This window comes from Limnohabitans sp., from assembly GCF_040400975.1.
In the GTDB taxonomy this organism is placed as follows: domain Bacteria; phylum Pseudomonadota; class Gammaproteobacteria; order Burkholderiales; family Burkholderiaceae_C; genus Limnohabitans_A.
This window is the reverse complement of record NZ_JBBAPF010000019.1, coordinates 1-19,194: the sequence shown is the minus strand read 5'-3', so window position 1 is coordinate 19,194 and position 19,194 is coordinate 1. Positions and strand designations below refer to the sequence as shown.

Below are 19,194 nucleotides of genomic sequence, written 5' to 3'. Positions count from 1 at the left end.
TGGGCTGGGCTTGATCAGCTGAACACGCCGCCGTAGTCCTTGCGCAGGTCGTTCTTTTGCACCTTGCCGGTGCCGCCCACGGGCAGCGATTCGAGGAAGACCACATCGTCGGGCACCCACCACTTGGCGACTTTGGTGGTGAGGAAGTCGAGGATCTCTTGTTTCTCAAGCGACTGCCCCGGCTTGCGCACGATGAACAGCAGCGGGCGTTCGTCCCATTTGGGGTGCTTGACGCCAATGACGGCAGCCATGGCCACAGCCGGGTGACCGATGGCGGCGTTTTCCAGATCGATCGAGCTGATCCATTCGCCACCGGTTTTGATCACGTCCTTGGTACGGTCGCGGATTTGCATGGTGCCTTGTGCATCGATGGTGGCGATGTCACCCGTGGGGAACCAGCCGTCGATCAAAGCAGTTTTGTCGGCCTTGAAGTAGCGCTCCACGATCCACTGGCCGCGGACCATCAGCTCGCCTTGGGATGTGCCGTCGCGGGGTAAGGTCACGCCGTTTTCATCGACCACTTTGATCTCGATGCCCGAGACAGCACGGCCTTGCTTGGCCACGATGGCGTGTTGTTCGGCGGCGGTTTTGAGGCGGTCGGTGCGGGTCAGCAAGCTCATGGTGGCCACGGCGGTGGTCTCGGTCATGCCCCAGCCGTGACGCACTTCCACGCCATAGACATCGACGAATTTAGCGATCAGCGCCATGGGCATGGCCGAGCCGCCCACGCAGGTGCGTTTCATGTGGGCAAAGCGCAGCTTGTTTTGCTCAACGTGCTGGATCAGGCCCATCCAGATGGTGGGCACGCCCGCGCTGATGGTGACCTGCTCGTTGTCCATCAGCTCGAACAAGCTGGGGCCGTCGAGCTTGGGGCCGGGCAAGACCAGCTTGGTGCCCGCAATGAGGGCGGCATAGGGGATGCACCAAGCGTTGATGTGGAACATGGGCACCACGGGCAAGATGGTTTCTTGGGTGGACAGGCCCAGCACATCGGGCATGCAGCCGGTGGTCGCGTTCATGACGATGGCGCGGTGCGAATACAGCACGCCCTTCGGGTTGCCGGTGGTGCCCGAGGTGTAGCACAGGGCTGCGCCGGTGTTTTCATCCAGCTCTGGCCAAGCAAAGCTGGTGGGGTGCGCTGCGATCAGGTCTTCGTAGTTCAGCACGCTCACGCCCTCGATGGCGGGCGTGTTGGCCGCGTCGGCAAGGCACACCCAGGCGCGAACTTGGGGGCAATGCGCCGCAATGCCTTTGACCAACGGCGCGAAGGTGGCATCGAACAACACCACTTCGTCTTCGGCGTGGTTGATCACATAGATGAGTTGCTGCGGGTGCAGGCGCGGGTTGCAGGTGTGCATGACCATGCCGCTGCCAGACACCGCGTAATACGCCTCCAGGTGGCGGTGGTTGTTCCAGGCGATCGAGCCGATGGCGCTGCCCGCTTTCAGGCCCATCTGAGCCAAAGCCTTGGCCAGTTGGCGCGCACGTTGGGCAGCCTGGGCAAAGGTGCTGCGGTGCAAGGGGCCATGCGTCTCGCGCGAGACGATTTCTTGCTCACCAAACTGCGCAGCGGCGTGTTCGAGGATGCCCGAAATCAGCAGTGGGCGGTTCATCATGAGGCCGGGTTGAGGCATGGGTTTGTCTCCAGGGTTTTGAATTTTTTACAGCAGCGCCGCGTACACCAGGTCGCGGAACAGGGGCCGATAGTAATCCCTTTGGTTGGGGGCCTGAATCATCAGCATGGCATACATGTCGAGCGCCGGGTCGATGAAAAACGTGGTGCCCGCGATGCCGCCCCAGTAATACAGGCCCACCGAACCGGGCACGGGCGACAGACCCACATGGGTGCGCACCGCAAAGCCCAAACCAAAGCCGTGCCCGGGGGGCAGCAGGGTGCCGTCAGATGGCATGCTGCCCAGGTGGTCTGCGGTCATGAAGTCCACTGTGTGTGGTCCCAGCAGGCGCACACCGTTCAGCTCGCCCCGGTTGCGCAAGAACTGCAAAAAGTGGGTGTAGTCCATCGCTGTGGACATGAGGCCGCCGCCACCGCCTTCCATGGCGGGCACTTGACGGGGCTCGAGCACTTTCATGGGTATACCGCCATCGGGGTCGTGTGCAAAGGGCTCGGCAATGCGGTGCTGCTGTGCGGGCGGCACGGCAAAGCCGGTGTCCACCATGCCCAGCGGACCGAAGATTTCCGCTTGAAGGAAAGCGCCCAGTCCTTGACCGCTGATCACTTCGACCAGCCGCCCCAACACATCGGTGGCGCGGCTGTAGGCCCACACGGTGCCGGGCTGGAACTGCAGTGGCACTGCGGCCAGCGTTTGAGAAAACTCGGCATTGCTGCGCTCGCGTGAGGCGATCTTCACTTCCCCGTATTGGCGCTGCACCGATGAATCACCCAAAAATTCATAGGTCAGCCCTGCCGTGTGGCGCAGCAGGTCTTGCACTGTGGCGGCTTGCCGCACAGGTTCCAGACCGTGGGCCGTCGACACTTTCTGATTGGCATATTCAGGCAACCAACGGCTGACCGGGTCGCTCAAGAGCAACAGTCCACGCTCGACCAGCATCATCACCGCCACCGACACGACCGGCTTGGTCATGGAATAGATGCGGAAGATGCTGTCGGTTGTCATGGGCGTCCCCGTGGCCGGGTCTTGCTGGCCCACGGCCTCGAACAAGGCGATCTGCCCGCGCCGGGCGATCATGGCCACGGCACCGGGCAATCGGCCGCTGGCCACTTCGCGGCGCAGTACATCCATCAGGCGCTGGGTGCGCTCGGGGCACAGGCCCACGTCAGCAGGGTGGGCGTGGGACAGGGCGGGGTGTGAGGTCATTGGATGCTCCTGATGAAAGGTGTTTTGTACACCAGCACGGGTTGTCAGGGTAACTCCTGAGGTGCAGGGGGCTTCTTGCTTGTCACCCAGGTGTCAAAGGTCCGAACCTTCGCGCAGTGCGAGCCTTGCTAGACTGATTTCATGCGCATTTCTGAACTCTCTGCCAAGACCCGGGTGTCGGTGCACCGCTTGAGGCGCTACGAGGCTGAAGGCCTCATTGACAGTCGGCGATTGCCCAATGGTTACCGCGAGTACGACGAGAAAACCGTGAAGCACGTTATCTTCATCGCCATGTCTCGGGAGATGGGTTTCTCGCTGCCCTTCATTGCCGAGTATTTGCCGCGCTTCAAAGCGGGCAAGCTGTCAGCGCAAGACATGATTGCGGCGATCTTGGCGCGTGTGGCCGAGATTGACCAGTTCATCCACGAGCAACAAGCACTGCGCCAAAAACTGATGGACCACATCGGGTGGTTCACAACCCAAGCCAGGAGAAAACCATGAGTCCACTGGAAATGCTGAAAAAAATCAACGCCATGGCCGAATTCAACCGCTGGTGCGGCATTGAGGTGACAGTGGCCGAACCCGGTTTTGTGGAAATCCAGATGCCCTGGCGGCCCGAAGTCGGGCAGTACTCGGGTTTCTTGCATGCGGGTTTGATCGGCACCTTGATCGACACCGCTTGCGGCTTTGCAGCCGGGACCGTGGCGGGACCGAATTTATTGGCCGCCAACTTTTCGGTCAACTGCTTGCGCCCCGCGGTGGGGCAAAAATTCATTGCCCGCGCCAGGGTGGTCAAACCGGGCAAAGCGCAGGTGTTCACCAGCTGCGATTTGTTTGCGGTGGATGCAGAGGGCGAGAAGCTGGTGGCGAACGGTCAGACTTTGCTGACGGTGATCTCCGCCTGACCGGTTCGGCGCAGCCGATGGTCCTCAAGCTGCAGGTGCTGCAAATCGTTCACGCAAATACGCCACGATTTCGGTCGAGTCTTGCAACCAACGGGTTTGACCATCAGCTTCGGTGATCTTCAGGCACGGTACCTTGGTCGCGCCACTGCCTTGTAGCAATTCATTCCGGTGGGTTGCATGGTGCTGGGCATCGCGCTTTTCGATGGGCAGCGACAAGCGGCGCATTTCCTGGCGCACCTTGATGCAAAACGGGCAGGTGCTGAATTGGTACAGGGCCATGCTTTGGCACTGCTGGTCCACGCGGGCTTGCGCCGCAGCTTCGCGCACCACGCCAGCGGGTTGTGTCAGGCGCTCTTTGAGCAGCATGACGGGGCCAAGAACAACCCGAAGGGTTCTGAAGAAAGCACGGATGGCGGTTTTCATAAAGGTTTGAAGTTTCAATAGCGATGAATAAAGAGGTGAGGCGCAGAGCTTTTAAAGCAAACGCGCCAAATAGCGGCCCGTGAAGCTCGCTTTGTTTTTCGCCAGTTGCTCTGGCGTGCCTTCGCCCAGTAGCGTGCCACCACCTGCGCCGCCCTCTGGCCCCATGTCGATCAGCCAGTCGGCGGTTTTGATCACGTCGAGGTTGTGTTCGATGATGACGATGGTGTTGCCCGCATCGCGCAACTGGTGCAGCACTTTGAGCAGCAGGGCAATGTCTGCAAAGTGCAGTCCGGTGGTGGGCTCGTCCAGGATGTAGAGCGTGCGTCCGGTGTCCCGCTTGGACAGCTCCAGCGCGAGCTTGACGCGCTGCGCCTCGCCGCCTGAGAGCGTGGTGGCGCTTTGGCCCAGGCGGATGTAGGTCAGGCCGACATCCAACAAGGTTTGCAGCTTGCGAGCAATGTTGGGCACGGCGCTGAAGAACTGGTGCGCAGCTTCCACCGTCATGTTCAAAATCTGCGCGATGTTGTGGCCCTTGTATTGCACTTCGAGGGTTTCGCGGTTGTAGCGCATGCCGTGGCACACGTCGCAGGGCACATACACATCGGGCAAAAAGTGCATCTCCACCTTCACCATGCCGTCGCCCTGGCAGGCCTCGCAGCGGCCCCCGCCCGACGATGCACTCACGTTGAAGCTGAAACGTCCTGGGCCATAGCCGCGCTCGCGTGCAGCGGGTACCTCGGCCATCAACTCGCGGATGTGGGTGAACAGGCCGGTGTAGGTGGCGGGGTTGCTGCGCGGGGTACGGCCAATGGGCGACTGGTCCACGTTGATGACCTTGTCGAAATGCGCCAACCCATGGATCTCTTCATGGGGGGCGGCATCGCCCTGGGCGCGGTGGATCTGGTGCGCGGCGGCGGTGTACAGCGTGTCATTCACCAAGGTGGACTTGCCCGAGCCCGACACGCCAGTCACGCAGGTGAGCAGACCCACGGGGAACTTCACATTCACGTTTTTCAGATTGTTGCCGCTGGCCCCGATGATCTCGATGAAGTCTTTGCCCGGTTTGTGGCGTTTGGGGATCTCGATCTTTTTTCGGCCCGACATGTATTGCCCGGTGACCGATTCGGGTGCGGCCAAGATGTCGGCACAAGTGCCTTGCGCCATCACGCGCCCACCATGCACGCCCGCGCCCGGCCCCATGTCGATGACGTGGTCGGCCACGCGGATCATGTCTTCGTCGTGCTCGACCACCAGCACGCTGTTGCCGATGTCGCGCAGGTGTTGCAGCGTGCCGATCAGGCGGTCGTTGTCGCGCTGGTGCAAGCCGATGCTGGGTTCGTCCAGCACGTACATCACGCCCGTCAGCCCTGAGCCGATCTGGCTGGCCAGGCGGATGCGCTGCGATTCGCCACCACTCAGGGTGTCAGCGCTGCGGTCCAGGCTCAAATAATTCAGGCCCACGTCGTTCAAAAACTTCAAACGCAGCGCGATTTCGCGCACCACCTTGTCGGCGATCTCGGCCTTGGCCCCATGCATTTTCAGGCCCTGAAAATACTGCTGAGACTCGCCCAAGGTGATGTGGCTGATCTCGTAAATGGCGCGGGCTTGCTCACCTTCGCCGATGCGCACATGACGGGCTTCGCGGCGCAAGCGGGTGCCTTGGCAATCGATGCAGGCCTGCAGGTTGCGGTAGCGGGCCAGGTCTTCGCGCACCACGGCGGAGTCGGTCTCGCGGTAGCGCCGCGTCATGTTGGGGATGATCCCTTCGAACGGGTGTTTCTTGCTTATTTTTTTGCCTTGCGAGGCCCCCGACTCCATCACGTAGCTGAACTTGATCTCTTCCTCGCCAGAGCCGTGCAGCAAGACCTGCTGATGAATGGGCGCGAGTTTTTCAAACGGGGTTTCGATGTCGAACTGGTAATGCTTGGCTAGGCTTTCGAGCATGCTGAAGTAAAAGCCATTGCGTCGGTCCCAGCCCTTGATGGCGCCGCTGGCCAAACTGAGCGAAGGGAAGGCAACGACCCGCTCTGGGTCAAAAAATGCCATGCTGCCAATGCCGTCGCAGGTCGGGCATGCGCCCATGGGCGAGTTGAACGAGAACAGCCTGGGCTCCAGCTCGCTGATGGAATAGGTGCACACCGGGCAGGAGAACTTGGCGTTGAACAGGTGCTCTTTACCCGTGTCGATTTCCAGGGCCACCGCGCGGTGCTCGGCCAGGTGCAGCGCGGCCTCAAAGCTTTCGGCCAAGCGTTGGCGCAGGGCGTCGCGCGCTTTGGGGTCTTGTTCAGAGCGGACCTTGATGCGGTCCACCACCACGTCGATGTTGTGTTTCTCGGTTTTTTTGAGCGTGGGCAGGTCTTCCACTTCCACCGTCTGGCCGTTGATGCGAAAGCGCACATAGCCCAGCGCCTGCATCTGTTCGAAGACTTTTTCAAACTCGCCTTTTTTTTCGCGCGCAATGGGCGCGAGGATCATGAGTTTGGTGTCTTCGGGCAGGACCAGCACGGCATCCACCATTTGGCTCACGGTCTGCGCCTGCAGGGGCAGGTTGTGGTCGGGGCAATACGGCGTGCCGGCACGGGCGTAGAGCAAGCGCAGGTAGTCGTGGATCTCGGTCACGGTGCCCACGGTGGAGCGGGGGTTGTGGCTGGTGGCTTTTTGCTCAATGGAAATCGCAGGCGACAGGCCCTCAATCAGGTCCACATCGGGCTTGTCCATCAGCTGCAAAAACTGCCGGGCATAGGCCGACAGGCTTTCCACATAGCGGCGCTGGCCTTCGGCATACAGCGTGTCAAAAGCCAGGCTGGACTTGCCCGAGCCCGACAGCCCGGTGATCACCACCAGCTGGTTGCGCGGAATGTCCAGGTCGATGTTCTTGAGGTTGTGGGTGCGCGCCCCGCGCACGCTGATGTGGGTCTGCCGCAGCGCCGAGGCCAAATACAGCGCCCGGTCAGGTTCTTCGGGCAAGAGAGGGGAATCGACAAGGTTCACAGTGGGCGGCCAAATCAGCAAAACCTTCGATTATCCCCGTTGGCGCAGTCATGGGCTCGGGCTGGTGCTGATCAGGGACAATGGCGCTTGTACTTTTTGCCCTTTGCCCTTTTTGTCGTGGCCGACCCTTTGCAACTCCATTTTTCAGACCCTTTGAACATGACCGCCACCGAGCGGCGCGCCAGCGCCTCGCTGGCCAGCATTTTTGCGCTTCGCATGCTGGGTTTGTTTCTGGTTTTGCCGGTTTTTGTCCTGGAAGCGCGCCGCTACCCCGGCGGTGAGGACCCGGTGTGGCTGGGTCTGGCCATGGGCATTTATGGCTTGACGCAAGGCCTGTTGCAGTTGCCGTTTGGCATGGCGTCTGACCGTTTTGGGCGCAAGCGGGTCATTGTGCTGGGCCTGCTGATTTTTGCCTTGGGCAGCTTTTGGGCGGCGGCGGCCAGCGACTTGATGGGCCTGTTGCTGGGGCGCAGCTTGCAGGGCGCTGGGGCTGTGTCGGCCGCTGTCACGGCTTTGCTGGCCGACTTGACGCGTGACGAGGTGCGCACCAAGGCCATGGCCTTGGTGGGCGGCAGCATCGGCTTGGTGTTCGCATTGTCATTGGTGCTGTCGCCCTTGCTGACGGGCATGATCGGTTTGTCCGGCTTGTTTGGGCTGACGGGCGTGCTGGCCCTGGTGGGAGTGGTCGTGGTCGTTTGGAGCGTACCGCCTGCACCCGAGCCGGTGATGGGGGAAGGGCGTGGGCGATTGCGCGATGTGCTGGCCCATGCCGACCTGATGCGCCTGAATGTGGGCGTGTTTGTCTTGCATGCGGTGCAGTTGGCCATGTGGGTTTCGGTGCCAGCTTTGTTGGTGCAAGCGGGATTGCAGGCGCCGCACCACTGGCAGGTGTATTTGCCAGCTGTATGTTTGTCCTTTTTGTTTTTGGCTGTGGTGTTTGCCATGGAGCGGCGCGGGCACCTGAAAAAGGTGTTTCTGGTCTCGATTGGTCTGATCCTGCTGGTGCAGGCTGGTTTGCTGCTCCAGTCGGTGGGCACCACCAGCCTGGGGGCTTTGACGGTCTTGTTGCTCGTGTTTTTCTGTGGTTTTAATGCGCTGGAAGCCACCCAGCCCAGTTTGGCGTCGCGCATGGCGCCCCGGGCCATGCGCGGCACGGCCATGGGGGTCTACAACACGCTGCAGTCCTTGGGCTTTTTTGTCGGGGGATTGTCGGGCGGCTGGTTGGTCAAGTCCTGGGGCAGCCCGGCCCTGTTTTTGTGCTGCGGTGTGGCCATGCTGGCTTGGTTGCTGATGGCCTGGCCCATGCAAACCCCGGGCCGAAGCGCAGCAGTCGGGCAAGCGGCCTGAGCGCGGGGCCAGTCCACGGAGTGGGCGGGGAATGGCCTCATAATTCAGACATCATCGAGGAGTTTTCATGGCATCCGTCAACAAAGTCATCATCGTCGGCAACCTGGGTGCCGACCCCGAAACCCGTTACTTGCCCTCGGGCGATGCGGTCACCAGCATCCGCGTGGCCACCACCGACCGCTACAAAGACAAGCAAACCGGCGAGATGAAAGAGGCCACCGAGTGGCACAGCATCAGCTTTTTCGCCAAGCTGGCTGAAATCGCGGGCCAGTACCTGCGCAAAGGCAGTCAGGTGTATGTCGAGGGCAGCCTGCGCACCCGCAAGTACACCGACAAAAATGGCGTTGAAAAATACGCCACCGACATCCGTGCCGACAGCATGCAAATGTTGGGCAGCCGCCAAGGCATGGGCGGCCCGTCAGAGGATGGCGGCAGCGGTGGTGGCTATGCCCCGCGCCAAGCCGCACCGGCCCGGCCAGCCGCTGCAACGGCCAGCCGCCCTGCAGCCGCCGCCAAGCCTGCCGCCAGCAACTTTGACGACATGGACGACGACATCCCGTTCTGAAGAACACCGTTTTATCGGCGTCCATCCCCCAACCCGTGGCCAAACCCACGGTTTTTTCTTTCAGCAGCGCATGAGGATTCGCCGGCTGCTTGCTGAGACTTCTCTTAGCGTCCACAGCGCGTGGCTGTAAGCTCGGTCAGAATAGTCTCATGAACGAAATCACCTCCCGGTTCTTGCCGCCAGAAGACGCCCAAAGGCGTGAGTTGCACAACGAGGTGCATGCGCGTCCGCCTGCCCGGGTGCGTTTGCCAGCCCTTATCGTGTATGTGGCGCTGCTCAACGAGGGCGTCACGCGGGAGCAAGAGTGGGCGCATTTGCGGCTTTTACCCGGTCATGCCGATTTGGGTTTGGACCAATTGCAGGGCAACTTTTTGCGTTTGCGCTGCGACCACTTCACCGTCAAATGGGAGCGGCACACCGAGTTCACCCGTTACTCCATCGTCCAAAATTTACCGCCGAATGCGCAATGGGGCGCCGACTTGCCGGAGTTGGCGCCGCATGTGGCCGTTGGCACCGACTGGCTGCGCGCCTTGCCGGGTCAAACCATGACGGCCATTGCGCTGGGCATGTTGTCGGCCGACATCGAGTCCCCCCATTTGATCGCCAAGGCCCAAAGCTGGTTGGGTGAGGGAACGGTTTTGGCCTCTCGCATGGGCAACACGGCCGAGGGCCTTTCCCATTCGTGCATCCTGACCCATTTCCGAATTGGTGAAGATGGTTTCGAGCGGATGTTGGTGGTGGCGCCAGAGGACACCAGCGAGGCCAGAGCCGGACGAGTTTCGCAGCGCTTGCTCGAGTTGGAAACCTACCGTTTGATGGCTTTGCGTGGCTTGCCTGTGGCCAAAAATCTGTCGGCCATGTTGTCTTCAGCGGAAGCGCAATTGGCCGACATCACCGGCTTGCTGGAACGCAAGGGCGAGACCGATCAGGCCTTGTTGGACTTGTTGGTGTCTTTGGCTGCGCGCATTGAGCGTGCCACTGCTGAGCATGGGTTCAGGTTTTCTGCGACACGCGCTTACGACACCTTGGTCAGCCAACGTTTGACGGAGCTGCGCGAGCGCCCCATCTCAGGCACGCAAACCTTGGGCGAGTTCATGCAGCGGCGTTTGTCGCCCGCCATGGCCACGGTGAATGCCACAGAAAAGCGTTTGGCGTCATTGGCCGAGCGGGTCTCGCGCACCAGCGCCCTGTTGCGCACCCGGGTGGACATTGCCACAGAGGCGCAAAACCAAGTTTTGCTCGAAAAACTCACCCGCGGTCAAGAGCTGCAGCTGCGCTTGCAAGTCACGGTGGAGGGGCTGTCCATGGCCGCCATCACTTATTACGTGGTGAGCTTGCTGCTTTATGCCTTCAAGGGCTTGAATGCCTATGGTCTGCCATTCAATCCTGAAATGTCAGTGGCTTTGCTGCTGCCTTTGGTGTTGTGGAGCGTTTGGCGCAGCCGCCAAAAAATCCAAGAGAAACTGCACCGATCGGACACCTGACCCCATGGAGTTGCGACAACTGCGGTATTTTGTGCGGGTGGTGGAGATGGGCAGCATCAGCCGTGCCGCTTTGGATCTGAACCTGGTGCAGTCGGCCCTGAGCCAGCAAATCACCCGACTCGAAGGAGAGCTCAGCACACGTTTGTTGCAGCGCACCCCACAGGGCGTGACGCCCACCGAGGCGGGGGTGGCGTTTTTCCGGGAGGCGCAGTTGACCTTGCGTCACGCCGAGCAGGCCATTCGCGCTGCCCAGCAGGCCCGTCTTTCGGGGACGGTGAGCGTGGGTCTGGCACCGACCACAGCGGCAGTGCTGGGTTTGCCGCTGATGCAGGCCATGCGTGAACGTTACCCGGATGTTCGTCTGCACATGGTCGAAAGCCTCTCGGGGCATTTGTCGGCCATGCTCAATGCCCGGCAACTCGATTTGGCTGTTTTGTTTGACTTGCCGATGGCAGGCGGCCAATCCTTGCAGGCAGCCAGGCGCTGGAGTGTTTTACCGCTGATTGAGGAAGATATTTTTCTCATTTCTGCACGATTGACCCGAGCTAAAAAATTTCCTCAAAGCCTGCGCATGTCTCAGCTGTGTGATGAGCCGCTGATTTTGCCGACGGGGCCGCATGGCTTGCGCAGTGGCCTGAATGCGGCATTTTCTCGGGCCAAAGTGGATCCCCGTGTGATCATGGAGATGGACTCCTTGGCCATGCTGATGGATGCCGTGAGCGCAGGCCTGGGCTCTACCCTGCAACCTTGGGCGGCTGTAGCGCGCATGCAAGGCGCTACCGAGAGCCTGTGCATGACACGCATCACCGATGATCAAGTCAAGCGTGTGAATTTTTTATGCGGTTTGTCGGACGATGAGTTGTCGCCAGCAGCCTTGGCGACCCGCGTGGTCATGGCCGATTGTGTGCGCTCTTTGGTTCGGTCTGGCGTCTGGTTGGGGGCGAGCCTGAGTGTTCCAGCGTCCAATATGGAGATGGGTCATTCAAGCATTAAGTTTTGACCACTGACTTGCGGCGGCTTCCGGGACGCAAGCCGAGCAGCAACTCATAAAGCTTTTCGGCCGCTGGTGTGAAGCTGCGGCCCTTGCGGCGAATCAGTCCAATACGCCTTGTGATGATGGGGTCAAACAAAGGCACGCTCGCCAATACCGGGTGATCTGCGCTGGGCATGGCCAATGACGGCACCGCAGCAACACCCATGCCCGCTTCGACCAAACCCAACAAGGTCGTGACATGCTGGGCTTCGTAAATACTTTGTGGTCTTTGATCTGCCGAGGCCAAGGCCAAATCGAGCAGCATGCGGTTGCCCGATGATTTGGAAACAGACATGAAGTCGTATTGCCCCAGTTCTTGCCAACTGACCTTTCTCTTTTTGGCCAGAGGGTGATCTTTTCTGCAGGCGGCGACAAAGCGCTCTTCCAGAATGCTGCGAAATTCAATCCCAGGTTCGTCGTTGCCCATGAAGTTGACCCCGAAGTCGGCTTCGCCACTGGCAACAACCGAAAGGACCTCATTGGCGCTGGCGTCGTGGACTTTGATTCGGATGCGTGGAAACCTGGCGTGGTAAGTGCGCAGCACTTGCGGTAAGAAGTAATAAACAGCAGAGGGTACGCAGGCGACGGTGACTTCGCCCATTCGCGCTCCTCCGACTTCTTGAATGCCTAGCAAGGTCTCATCGAGGTCGTCAAGCAATAGGCGCACCTTGCGTGCGAAGTCTCTTCCAACCCCCGTCAGACTCATGCTGCGCGTGCTTCTGTCGATCAATTTCACGCCCAGAGCGTTTTCGAGTTTGTCGATTCGTCGGCTGAAGGCCGGTTGCGAAATGTGGACGGCTTCAGCTGCTTTTCGAAAGTTGCCCAGTTCGGCTGCGGCAGAAAAGGCCTGCAGGTCATGTAAATCGAAGTTGATGTTCATGTTGAATTCAGTCTTGTTTTTTTTGCATCAATACTTTTTAAAAATGCAATTCACAAAATTCTATACAGATCGCATCATCGGCACCCATGACTACTTCATTGCCTTGCGTCCTGATGCGTTCAGGAACTTCACGCGGCCCTTTCTTCCTTCGTGATTGGTTACCCAAAGACGATCACTTGAGAGATCGTGTTTTGCAAAGTGCCATTGGTGCGGCCGATGCTTCGCAGATCAACGGACTCGGTGGCGGCTCTACCCTGACCAGCAAGGTCGCGATGGTGTCAAGATCATCGCGCGTGGACTGCGATGTGGATTACCTGTTTGCGCAGGTGGGGCCCAACGGGGTCGATACCCGCCCCAATTGCGGAAACATGTTGGCGGGCGTGGCGCCGTTTGCAGTCGAACAAGGTTTGATTGCGGCCGCAGATGGCATGACTTCGGTGCGTGTGCACAACGTCAATACCGGGGCGCGCATTGATGTGCAAATTCTCACACCCAAGGGCCGGGTGGTTTATGACGGCAACATCAGCATGGATGGGGTGGCTGGCACAGCTGCGCCGGTTTACCTGAGTTTTCTGGACGCATGGGGCGCTGTGACTGGGCAGCTTTTTCCTACCGGTGAGCGCATCAATGTGATCGATGGTGTGGAAGTCACTTGCATCGATGCAGCGATGCCCATGGTCTTGATGAATGCCCGGAGCTTGGGCGTCACGGGCACTGAGAGCGCTTCTGAGCTCGATGCGATGCCTGATCTGTTGGCCCGCATGGAGCGCATTCGCCTGCAAGCCGGTCGACTCATGGGCTTGGGCGATGTCTCTGCCAGTGTGATGCCCAAACCTGTGCTGGTCAGTCCAAGTCAAGACCCCATGGCGATCGTGTCGCGCTATTTCACGCCTTGGCAGTGCCATACCGCCCATGCCGTCACAGGCGCCATCGGTGTGGTGACTGCTTTCGCCTTACCCGGCACGGTGGCCAGTAGGACCGTCTGCCTTGAGGGCGAACAAATTTTCAAAGTGGTGCACCCCTCGGGTGTGATTCAGATTGCTGCAGAGGTCCGGGAGCAAACAGGTCAGCTGCAAGTGGTCCGTGCATCCGTGGTTCGTACGGTTCGAAAAATCATGGAAGGAACTTTGCAGCTTCCAGCCGATTTGGTTTTTTCTTAAGGAGTTTTTCATGCATCCGCGCAATTTCAAAAAGATATTGACCGCCTTGGTTTGGAGTTCATCGGTATTGGCTTACGCATACCCTGACAGAACGGTCACCCTTGTTGTGCCGACAGCTGCAGGGGGCGGTAACGACGCCATGGCGCGCGTCATTGCCCAAAAAATGGCTCCCTTGCTGGGGCAATCAGTGATCGTTGAGAACAAGGCAGGTGCCAATGGTTCCATTGCGACTGAGTTTGTGGCTCGCGCATCAGCAGATGGTCACACCGTACTTTTTGGCTATGTCGCGACCCATGCGATGAACCCGGCTTTGCAGAAGTTGCGTTACGACCCGGTCGGTGATTTCGAGCCTGTGGGCCTGGTCGGGTATTCGCCCACCTTGATGGTGGTCACCCCCCAATTGAAGGCCGCAGATGCCAAGACTGTTTTGGCGTCCATTCAGGCGCAGGACGGCAAACTGAGTTATGCCTCGGCGGGCAACGGCACGGCGCCTCATTTTGCCGCTGAACTCTACAAGCTCAACATGAAAGCTTCCTGGATGCATGTGCCCTACAAGGGCTCTGCACCCGCGGTCAACGACACGGTTGCAGGTCACACGCACATCATGTTCCCCAGCCTTTTCACAGCCTTGCCGCACGTCAAGTCCGGGAAGTTGCACCCGGTTGGGATTGCTGGCAGTCGCCGTTCCCCTGCTTTGCCAGGGGTTCCAACCCTGAAAGAGCTGGGAGTCCCCGGGGTAGATGTGACGCAGTGGTATGCCTTGTTTGTGCCGGCTAAAACGCCCAAAGCGGTGGTCGACAGACTCAATGCGGCACTCAATCAAGTGCTCACCGACAAGGATACGGTCGCGCGCATTGAGGCACAGGGTGCCGATGTCCAAACCAGCACGCCCGAAGAGCTGAAAACGCTGGTTCGCGATGACTTGGCCAAGTGGAGGCGGGTGGTTCAACAGGCCAAACTCTCGGCGGATTGATCCCATCCATAAGTCAATTGCCATCACTTTTCATGATACCCCCATCCTTTGGTGCCGGTGCACAGCCCAGTGTCCAGGGAATACATTTGAACGTTGATTTTCAAATGGGAGTTTTCATGGACTTGCAACTCAAAAATAAAACCGCTCTTGTGACGGGAGCCAGCGTGGGTATTGGGCGTGGCATTGCCAAAGCCTTGGCCGCTGAGAGTGTGCGTGTGGCGGTGTCTGCACGGCGTGTGGACAAATTGCGCGAGCTTGCGGACGAGATCGTGGCCGCTGGCGGGCATGCGCCGGTGATCATCGAATCGGACCTGTACGCCGAAGATGCGGCCAAACGCTTGGCAGAGGCGGCTTTGGCGGGTTTGGGCAGTGTGGACATTTTGGTGAACAACGCTGGCGGCTCGCGCAGTTTCAAGGAGTTGCATGTGAGCGAAGAGGCTTGGCAAGAAGCCATCACCTTGAACTTTCACCGTCCGCGCCAGGTGGCCGATGCCCTGATTGACCAGATGATTGAACGCAAGTGGGGCCGCATCATCAACATCACTGGCAAGAGTGAACCTGAGCACACCAACGGTGCGTTTTGCGCCAAAGCGGGCATGCACAGCTGGGCCAAAGGTTTGTCGCGCATGGTGGGCAAGCACGGGGTCACCGTGAATTGTGTGCCACCAGGGCGTATCCATTCCGAGCAAATTTTTCGCAACTACACGCCTGAATACCGCCAGTGGCAGTGCGACAACGAGATCCCGATGGGGCGTTATGGCGAGCCGGAAGACATGGCCAACCTGGTCACTTTCTTGGCTTCGCCTTTGGCCAGCTACATCACGGGTGCGGTGATCCCTGTGGACGGTGGTTTACGCAAGTACCAGTTCTGATCTGACCTGGGCTGCGCGCCCTTTGCCCTGTGCCCTGAAAGTGTTTATGACGGTCGATGTTTTGGTGATTGGTGGCGGCAACGCTGCCCTGTGTGCGGCGCTCATGGCCCGTGAGGCCGGTGCCAGCGTGATGCTGCTCGAATCGGCGCCGCGCGAGTGGCGCGGTGGCAATTCAGGTCATACACGCAATTTGCGCTGCATGCACGATGCGCCGCAAGACGTGTTGGTCGACGCCTATCCGGAAGAAGAGTTCTGGCAAGACCTGCTCAAGGTCACTGGGGGCTTGACGGACGAGCGTTTGGCGCGTTTGGCGATCCGCCATTCGGCGACCTGCAGGCCCTGGATGGTCAAGCATGGCGTGCGCTTTCAGCCGTCGTTGTCCGGGGCTTTGCACACGGCGCGCACCAACGCGTTCTTCATGGGCGGTGGCAAGGCCTTGGTCAATGCTTTTTACCGCAGCGCTGAAAAGCTGGGGGTGCAGATCCACTACAACGCCGAGGTGGATACCGTCGAATTGGACGAGGGCCGCTTTGTGGCCGCATCGGTCATGCACAAGCAGGCCGATGGCAGTGTGCGGCGCGAACGCGTTGAAGCCCGCGCTTGCGTGCTGGCGGCCGGGGGCTTTGAGTCCAACCGCGAATGGCTGCGTGAGGCTTGGGGCCAAAACGAGCGCGGTGAGTACCCTGCCGATCAATTTTTGATCCGGGGCACGCGGTACAACCAAGGCGTTTTGCTCAAACACATGCTGGAGCAAGGCGCTGACCGCATTGGCGACCCGACGCAGGCGCACATGGTCGCCATCGATGCGCGTGCACCCTTGTACGACGGTGGCATTTGCACCCGCATCGACTGTGTGTCATTGGGCGTGGTGGTCAACCGCGAGGCCCGGCGTTTTTACGACGAGGGTGAAGATTTTTGGCCCAAGCGCTATGCGATCTGGGGCCGTTTGGTGGCGCAGCAGCCAGGGCAGGTGGCGTATGCCATCATCGACGCCAAGGCGGTGGGCCGTTTCATGCCGCCGGTGTTTGAAGGCACCCAAGCGGACAGCCTGCCTGAGTTGGCCCGCAAGCTGGGCCTGGATGAGGCCACGTTCATGCAATCCCTGAACGATTACAACGCCGCTTGCCGCGAAGGCACGTTTGACCACACGGCACTGGACGATTGCCACACCGAAGGGGTCACGCCCGCCAAAACCCACTGGGCCAGGCCGTTGGACATTGCGCCTTATTACGCTTACGCCGTCAGGCCCGGCGTGACTTTCACCTATTTGGGATTGAAAACCGATGAGACCACCGCTGTGCGCTTCAACAACCAGCCCAGCCCCAACCTGTTTGTGGCGGGCGAAATGATGGCGGGCAACGTGCTGGGCAAGGGCTACACCGCAGGGGTAGGCATGACGATTGGCACCGCCTTTGGTCGCATCGCGGGCGAGCAGGCAGCCAAAGCGGTCATGGCCCAGAAGAAAGGAGCTTCCCATGCAAACGCTTGAAGCCCTGACCCAGGATGCCCGTGCCTTGGCGCGTGGCGAGTTGACCGCGCCTGAAGCCGAAGTGGCTCGCCAAATGCAAATTTGCAATGGCTGCCGGTATTGCGAGGGCTTTTGTGCGGTGTTTCCGGCCATGACGCGACGCTTGGAATTCGGCAAGGCCGACATCCACTACATGGCCAATTTGTGCCACAACTGCGGCGCGTGTTTGCACGCTTGCCAGTACGCACCACCGCACGATTTCGCCATCAATGTGCCCAAGGCCATGGCCCAGGTGCGCGGCCAAACCTATGCCGACTACGCCTGGCCACCTGCCTTGGGCAGTTTGTACCAACGCAACGGCTTGACCTTGTCGGTGGCGCTTGCTTTGGGTTTGGCTTTGTTTTTGGCTCTGGCCATGCTGCGCCAAGGCACACTGTGGGGCGCACCCGTGACCGGTGGTTTTTATGCGGTATTCCCCCATAACCTGATGGTGAGCCTGTTCGCGCCCATCTTTTTGTTTGCGGTGCTGGCGCTGGCACTGGGGGTGATGCGCTTTTGGCGTGACGTGACGCCTGCCACCAGTGGGGCCGACCTGACGCCGCCTGCTGCGGCCGAAGCGGCGCACGACGCTTTGCGCCTGAAGTACTTGGACGGTGGACACGGCGAGGGTTGCCACAACGAAGACGACGCTTGGACACACGAGCGCAGGCGTTACCACCACCTGACCTTTTACGGTTTCATGCTGTGCTTTGCCGCCACCAGCGTGGCCACGCTGTACCACTACGTGTTGGACTGGCCCGCACCCTATGACCTGACAACTTTGCCCAAGTTGCTCGGCGTCATCGGTGGGGTGAGCCTGGCGGTGGGCACGGCTGGTTTGTGGCGCTTGAACCTGCGTCGGCACCCGGACCACGGCGATGCCGCGCAAAAGCCCATGGACCGGGGTTTCATCGCCTTGTTGTTCTTGGTCAGCGTGACCGGCTTGTTGCTGTGGTTGTTGGGCCAAACAGCGGCCATGCCTTTGATGTTGGCGGTGCATCTGGGTTCGGTGATGGCTTTGTTCCTCACATTGCCCTACGGCAAGTTTGCCCACGGTGTTTTCCGCACAGCGGCTTTGCTGCGCTTTGCGGTTGAAAAGCGCCAACCCAACCGCTTGGGGCTGGGCGGGGAGTAAGTCAGGCCGTTGGCTGGGGGCAGGCGCTGGCCGAGTGGATCACGCCGCCGCCTATGCAGACATCGCCGTCGTATATAACGGCGCTTTGGCCTGGCGTGACAGCCCATTGGGGATCGCTGAACGAAAGTTCAAAGCCCGATGACCCATCGGGTGTGCTGAGCGCTTGCAGGCTGCAAGGTGCATCCGTTTGCCGGTAGCGGGTTTTGGCGGCGTAGGATCCGGCCGCAGGGGCGTGGCCTGCGCACCAGCTCACATCTGTGGCTTGCAGCTGGGGTGACAGCAACCAGGGGTGGTCGTGGCCTTGCACCACCCACAAGGTGTTGTTCGAGATGTCCTTGCGGGCCACAAACCAAGGCGTGTGTTCACCTGCGCCCCGCAAACCTTGCGCTTGCAGTGCCTTCATTTCTGCGCCTTTGGCCTTGATGCCGCCTATCCCTAAGCCCTGGCGTTGTCCCAAGGTGTAAAAGCTCAGCCCCACATGCTTTCCGATCGTGCGCCCTGTTGGGTCTTTGATGGGACCGGGTTCTTTGGAGATGTAGCGGTTCAAAAACTCACGAAACGGCCGCTCGCCGATGAAGCAGATGCCCGTAGAGTCTTTCTTTTTGGCGTTGGGCAGACCGATCTCTTCGGCGATGCGGCGCACCTCAGTCTTGTGCAGTTCTCCCACCGGAAAAAGGGTTTTGCTCAATTGCGCTTGGTTCAGGCGGTGCAGGAAATAGCTTTGGTCTTTGCTGGGGTCCAGGCCCTTGAGCAGTTCAAACAGGCCGCTGGCCGTGTTTTGCCGCACACGGGCGTAGTGGCCAGTGGCGATTTTTTCAGCCCCCACACGCATGGCGTGGTCCAAAAACGATTTGAATTTGATCTCGGCATTGCACAGGATGTCCGGGTTGGGCGTGCGTCCGGCTTGGTATTCGCGCACAAACTCCGAAAACACCCGGTCTTTGTAATCGGCCGCTACTTGGATGACACTATTCGATTCTTGGTCGGGCGACGACCTCGAACCGGCGCCCGCTCCCAGTTGGTCCAAGTGGAGACGTGCATTTGTGTGTGGGATTGGCCAGAGAGTTGACCTCAACGGAGCA

General features: G+C 59.9%; 17 protein-coding genes. 11 read left to right on the top strand and 6 right to left on the bottom strand.

Translation table 11 applies throughout. The annotated features are described in order from the left end of the window. Window positions 1-14: 14 nt before the first annotated feature. Both ABWQ00_RS11415 and ABWQ00_RS11410 read right to left on the bottom strand, forming a co-directional pair. Window positions 15-1,634, bottom strand: a complete 1,620-nt coding sequence (locus tag ABWQ00_RS11415; protein WP_353238798.1) for a long-chain-fatty-acid--CoA ligase — start codon at window positions 1,632-1,634, stop codon at window positions 15-17. 27 nt (window positions 1,635-1,661) lie between these two features. After that, window positions 1,662-2,837, bottom strand: coding sequence for a serine hydrolase domain-containing protein (locus ABWQ00_RS11410; RefSeq protein WP_353238797.1), 1,176 nt, complete (start codon window positions 2,835-2,837; stop codon window positions 1,662-1,664). Between the two features lie 141 nt (window positions 2,838-2,978). On the opposite strand from ABWQ00_RS11410, the gene ABWQ00_RS11405 reads away from it, so the two are divergent. Both ABWQ00_RS11405 and ABWQ00_RS11400 read left to right on the top strand, forming a co-directional pair. Beyond that, window positions 2,979-3,338, top strand: coding sequence for a MerR family transcriptional regulator (locus ABWQ00_RS11405; RefSeq protein WP_353238796.1), 360 nt, complete (start codon window positions 2,979-2,981; stop codon window positions 3,336-3,338). After that, window positions 3,335-3,742, top strand: a complete 408-nt coding sequence (locus ABWQ00_RS11400; RefSeq protein WP_353238795.1) for a PaaI family thioesterase — start codon at window positions 3,335-3,337, stop codon at window positions 3,740-3,742. Before ABWQ00_RS11405 ends, ABWQ00_RS11400 begins: the two co-directional genes overlap by 4 nt. Before the next feature lie 24 nt (window positions 3,743-3,766). Here ABWQ00_RS11400 and ABWQ00_RS11395 read toward each other — a convergent pair whose 3' ends face one another. After that, window positions 3,767-4,165: a glutaredoxin family protein gene (locus ABWQ00_RS11395; protein WP_353238794.1), complete on the bottom strand. Its 399-nt coding sequence runs from the start codon at window positions 4,163-4,165 to the stop codon at window positions 3,767-3,769. 51 nt (window positions 4,166-4,216) lie between these two features. Further along, on the bottom strand, window positions 4,217-7,156 hold the full coding sequence (uvrA, locus tag ABWQ00_RS11390; RefSeq protein ID WP_353238793.1) for an excinuclease ABC subunit UvrA: 2,940 nt from the start codon (window positions 7,154-7,156) through the stop codon (window positions 4,217-4,219). A 159-nt stretch (window positions 7,157-7,315) separates the two neighbouring features. Here uvrA and ABWQ00_RS11385 point away from each other — a divergent pair, with 159 nt between their 5' ends. From ABWQ00_RS11385 to ABWQ00_RS11370, 4 genes are all read left to right on the top strand, one after another. Continuing rightward, complete coding sequence (locus tag ABWQ00_RS11385) at window positions 7,316-8,503, top strand: MFS transporter (protein WP_353238836.1); 1,188 nt, start codon at window positions 7,316-7,318, stop codon at window positions 8,501-8,503. A gap of 67 nt (window positions 8,504-8,570) precedes the next feature. Further along, entirely contained in the window at window positions 8,571-9,068 is a 498-nt protein-coding gene (gene ssb / locus ABWQ00_RS11380) for a single-stranded DNA-binding protein (RefSeq protein ID WP_353238792.1), read from the top strand. A gap of 149 nt (window positions 9,069-9,217) precedes the next feature. Beyond that, window positions 9,218-10,552 carry a DUF3422 family protein gene (locus tag ABWQ00_RS11375; RefSeq protein WP_353238791.1) on the top strand — a complete coding sequence of 445 codons (1,335 nt, stop codon included), beginning with the start codon at window positions 9,218-9,220 and terminating at the stop codon, window positions 10,550-10,552. A 4-nt stretch (window positions 10,553-10,556) separates the two neighbouring features. Beyond that, entirely contained in the window at window positions 10,557-11,552 is a 996-nt protein-coding gene (locus tag ABWQ00_RS11370) for a LysR substrate-binding domain-containing protein (protein ID WP_353238790.1), read from the top strand. Here ABWQ00_RS11370 and ABWQ00_RS11365 read toward each other — a convergent pair. After that, window positions 11,542-12,465, bottom strand: coding sequence for a LysR family transcriptional regulator (locus ABWQ00_RS11365; RefSeq protein WP_296291070.1), 924 nt, complete (start codon window positions 12,463-12,465; stop codon window positions 11,542-11,544). The genes ABWQ00_RS11370 and ABWQ00_RS11365 overlap by 11 nt on opposite strands. Before the next feature lie 86 nt (window positions 12,466-12,551). On the opposite strand from ABWQ00_RS11365, the gene ABWQ00_RS11360 reads away from it, so the two are divergent. The 5 genes from ABWQ00_RS11360 (at window position 12,552) to tcuB (ending at window position 18,112) form a co-directional block, all read left to right on the top strand. Then, a complete protein-coding gene (locus ABWQ00_RS11360) occupies window positions 12,552-13,625 on the top strand; it encodes a 4-oxalomesaconate tautomerase (protein ID WP_353238789.1) in 1,074 nt (357 codons plus the stop codon). Between the two features lie 10 nt (window positions 13,626-13,635). After that, entirely contained in the window at window positions 13,636-14,598 is a 963-nt protein-coding gene (locus ABWQ00_RS11355) for a tripartite tricarboxylate transporter substrate binding protein (protein ID WP_353238788.1), read from the top strand. Between the two features lie 116 nt (window positions 14,599-14,714). Then, window positions 14,715-15,470: an SDR family NAD(P)-dependent oxidoreductase gene (locus ABWQ00_RS11350; RefSeq protein ID WP_353238787.1), complete on the top strand. Its 756-nt coding sequence runs from the start codon at window positions 14,715-14,717 to the stop codon at window positions 15,468-15,470. 46 nt (window positions 15,471-15,516) lie between these two features. Beyond that, on the top strand, window positions 15,517-16,959 hold the full coding sequence (gene tcuA / locus ABWQ00_RS11345; RefSeq protein ID WP_353238786.1) for an FAD-dependent tricarballylate dehydrogenase TcuA: 1,443 nt from the start codon (window positions 15,517-15,519) through the stop codon (window positions 16,957-16,959). Continuing rightward, on the top strand, window positions 16,946-18,112 hold the full coding sequence (tcuB, locus tag ABWQ00_RS11340; RefSeq protein WP_353238785.1) for a tricarballylate utilization 4Fe-4S protein TcuB: 1,167 nt from the start codon (window positions 16,946-16,948) through the stop codon (window positions 18,110-18,112). Before tcuA ends, tcuB begins: the two co-directional genes overlap by 14 nt. Before the next feature lies 1 nt (window position 18,113). Here the strand turns inward: tcuB and mnmA are convergent, their stop codons facing one another. Then, a complete protein-coding gene (gene mnmA, locus ABWQ00_RS11335; RefSeq protein ID WP_502908130.1) occupies window positions 18,114-19,130 on the bottom strand; it encodes a tRNA 2-thiouridine(34) synthase MnmA in 1,017 nt (338 codons plus the stop codon). Window positions 19,131-19,194 lie beyond the last annotated feature (64 nt).

Coding starts and splice junctions, on each gene's coding strand:
- ABWQ00_RS11400 (WP_353238795.1), top strand. CDS start 3,335: ATGAGTCCACTGGAAATGCTGAAAAAAATCAACGCCATGGCCGAATTC.
- ABWQ00_RS11360 (WP_353238789.1), top strand. CDS start 12,552: ATGACTACTTCATTGCCTTGCGTCCTGATGCGTTCAGGAACTTCACGC.
- ABWQ00_RS11410 (WP_353238797.1), bottom strand. CDS start 2,837: ATGACCTCACACCCCGCCCTGTCCCACGCCCACCCTGCTGACGTGGGC.
- ABWQ00_RS11375 (WP_353238791.1), top strand. CDS start 9,218: ATGAACGAAATCACCTCCCGGTTCTTGCCGCCAGAAGACGCCCAAAGG.
- ABWQ00_RS11395 (WP_353238794.1), bottom strand. CDS start 4,165: ATGAAAACCGCCATCCGTGCTTTCTTCAGAACCCTTCGGGTTGTTCTT.
- ABWQ00_RS11355 (WP_353238788.1), top strand. CDS start 13,636: ATGCATCCGCGCAATTTCAAAAAGATATTGACCGCCTTGGTTTGGAGT.
- tcuB (WP_353238785.1), top strand. CDS start 16,946: ATGCAAACGCTTGAAGCCCTGACCCAGGATGCCCGTGCCTTGGCGCGT.
- ABWQ00_RS11365 (WP_296291070.1), bottom strand. CDS start 12,465: ATGAACATCAACTTCGATTTACATGACCTGCAGGCCTTTTCTGCCGCA.
- ABWQ00_RS11415 (WP_353238798.1), bottom strand. CDS start 1,634: ATGCCTCAACCCGGCCTCATGATGAACCGCCCACTGCTGATTTCGGGC.
- ABWQ00_RS11405 (WP_353238796.1), top strand. CDS start 2,979: ATGCGCATTTCTGAACTCTCTGCCAAGACCCGGGTGTCGGTGCACCGC.
- ssb (WP_353238792.1), top strand. CDS start 8,571: ATGGCATCCGTCAACAAAGTCATCATCGTCGGCAACCTGGGTGCCGAC.
- tcuA (WP_353238786.1), top strand. CDS start 15,517: ATGACGGTCGATGTTTTGGTGATTGGTGGCGGCAACGCTGCCCTGTGT.
- ABWQ00_RS11370 (WP_353238790.1), top strand. CDS start 10,557: ATGGAGTTGCGACAACTGCGGTATTTTGTGCGGGTGGTGGAGATGGGC.
- ABWQ00_RS11350 (WP_353238787.1), top strand. CDS start 14,715: ATGGACTTGCAACTCAAAAATAAAACCGCTCTTGTGACGGGAGCCAGC.
- ABWQ00_RS11385 (WP_353238836.1), top strand. CDS start 7,316: ATGACCGCCACCGAGCGGCGCGCCAGCGCCTCGCTGGCCAGCATTTTT.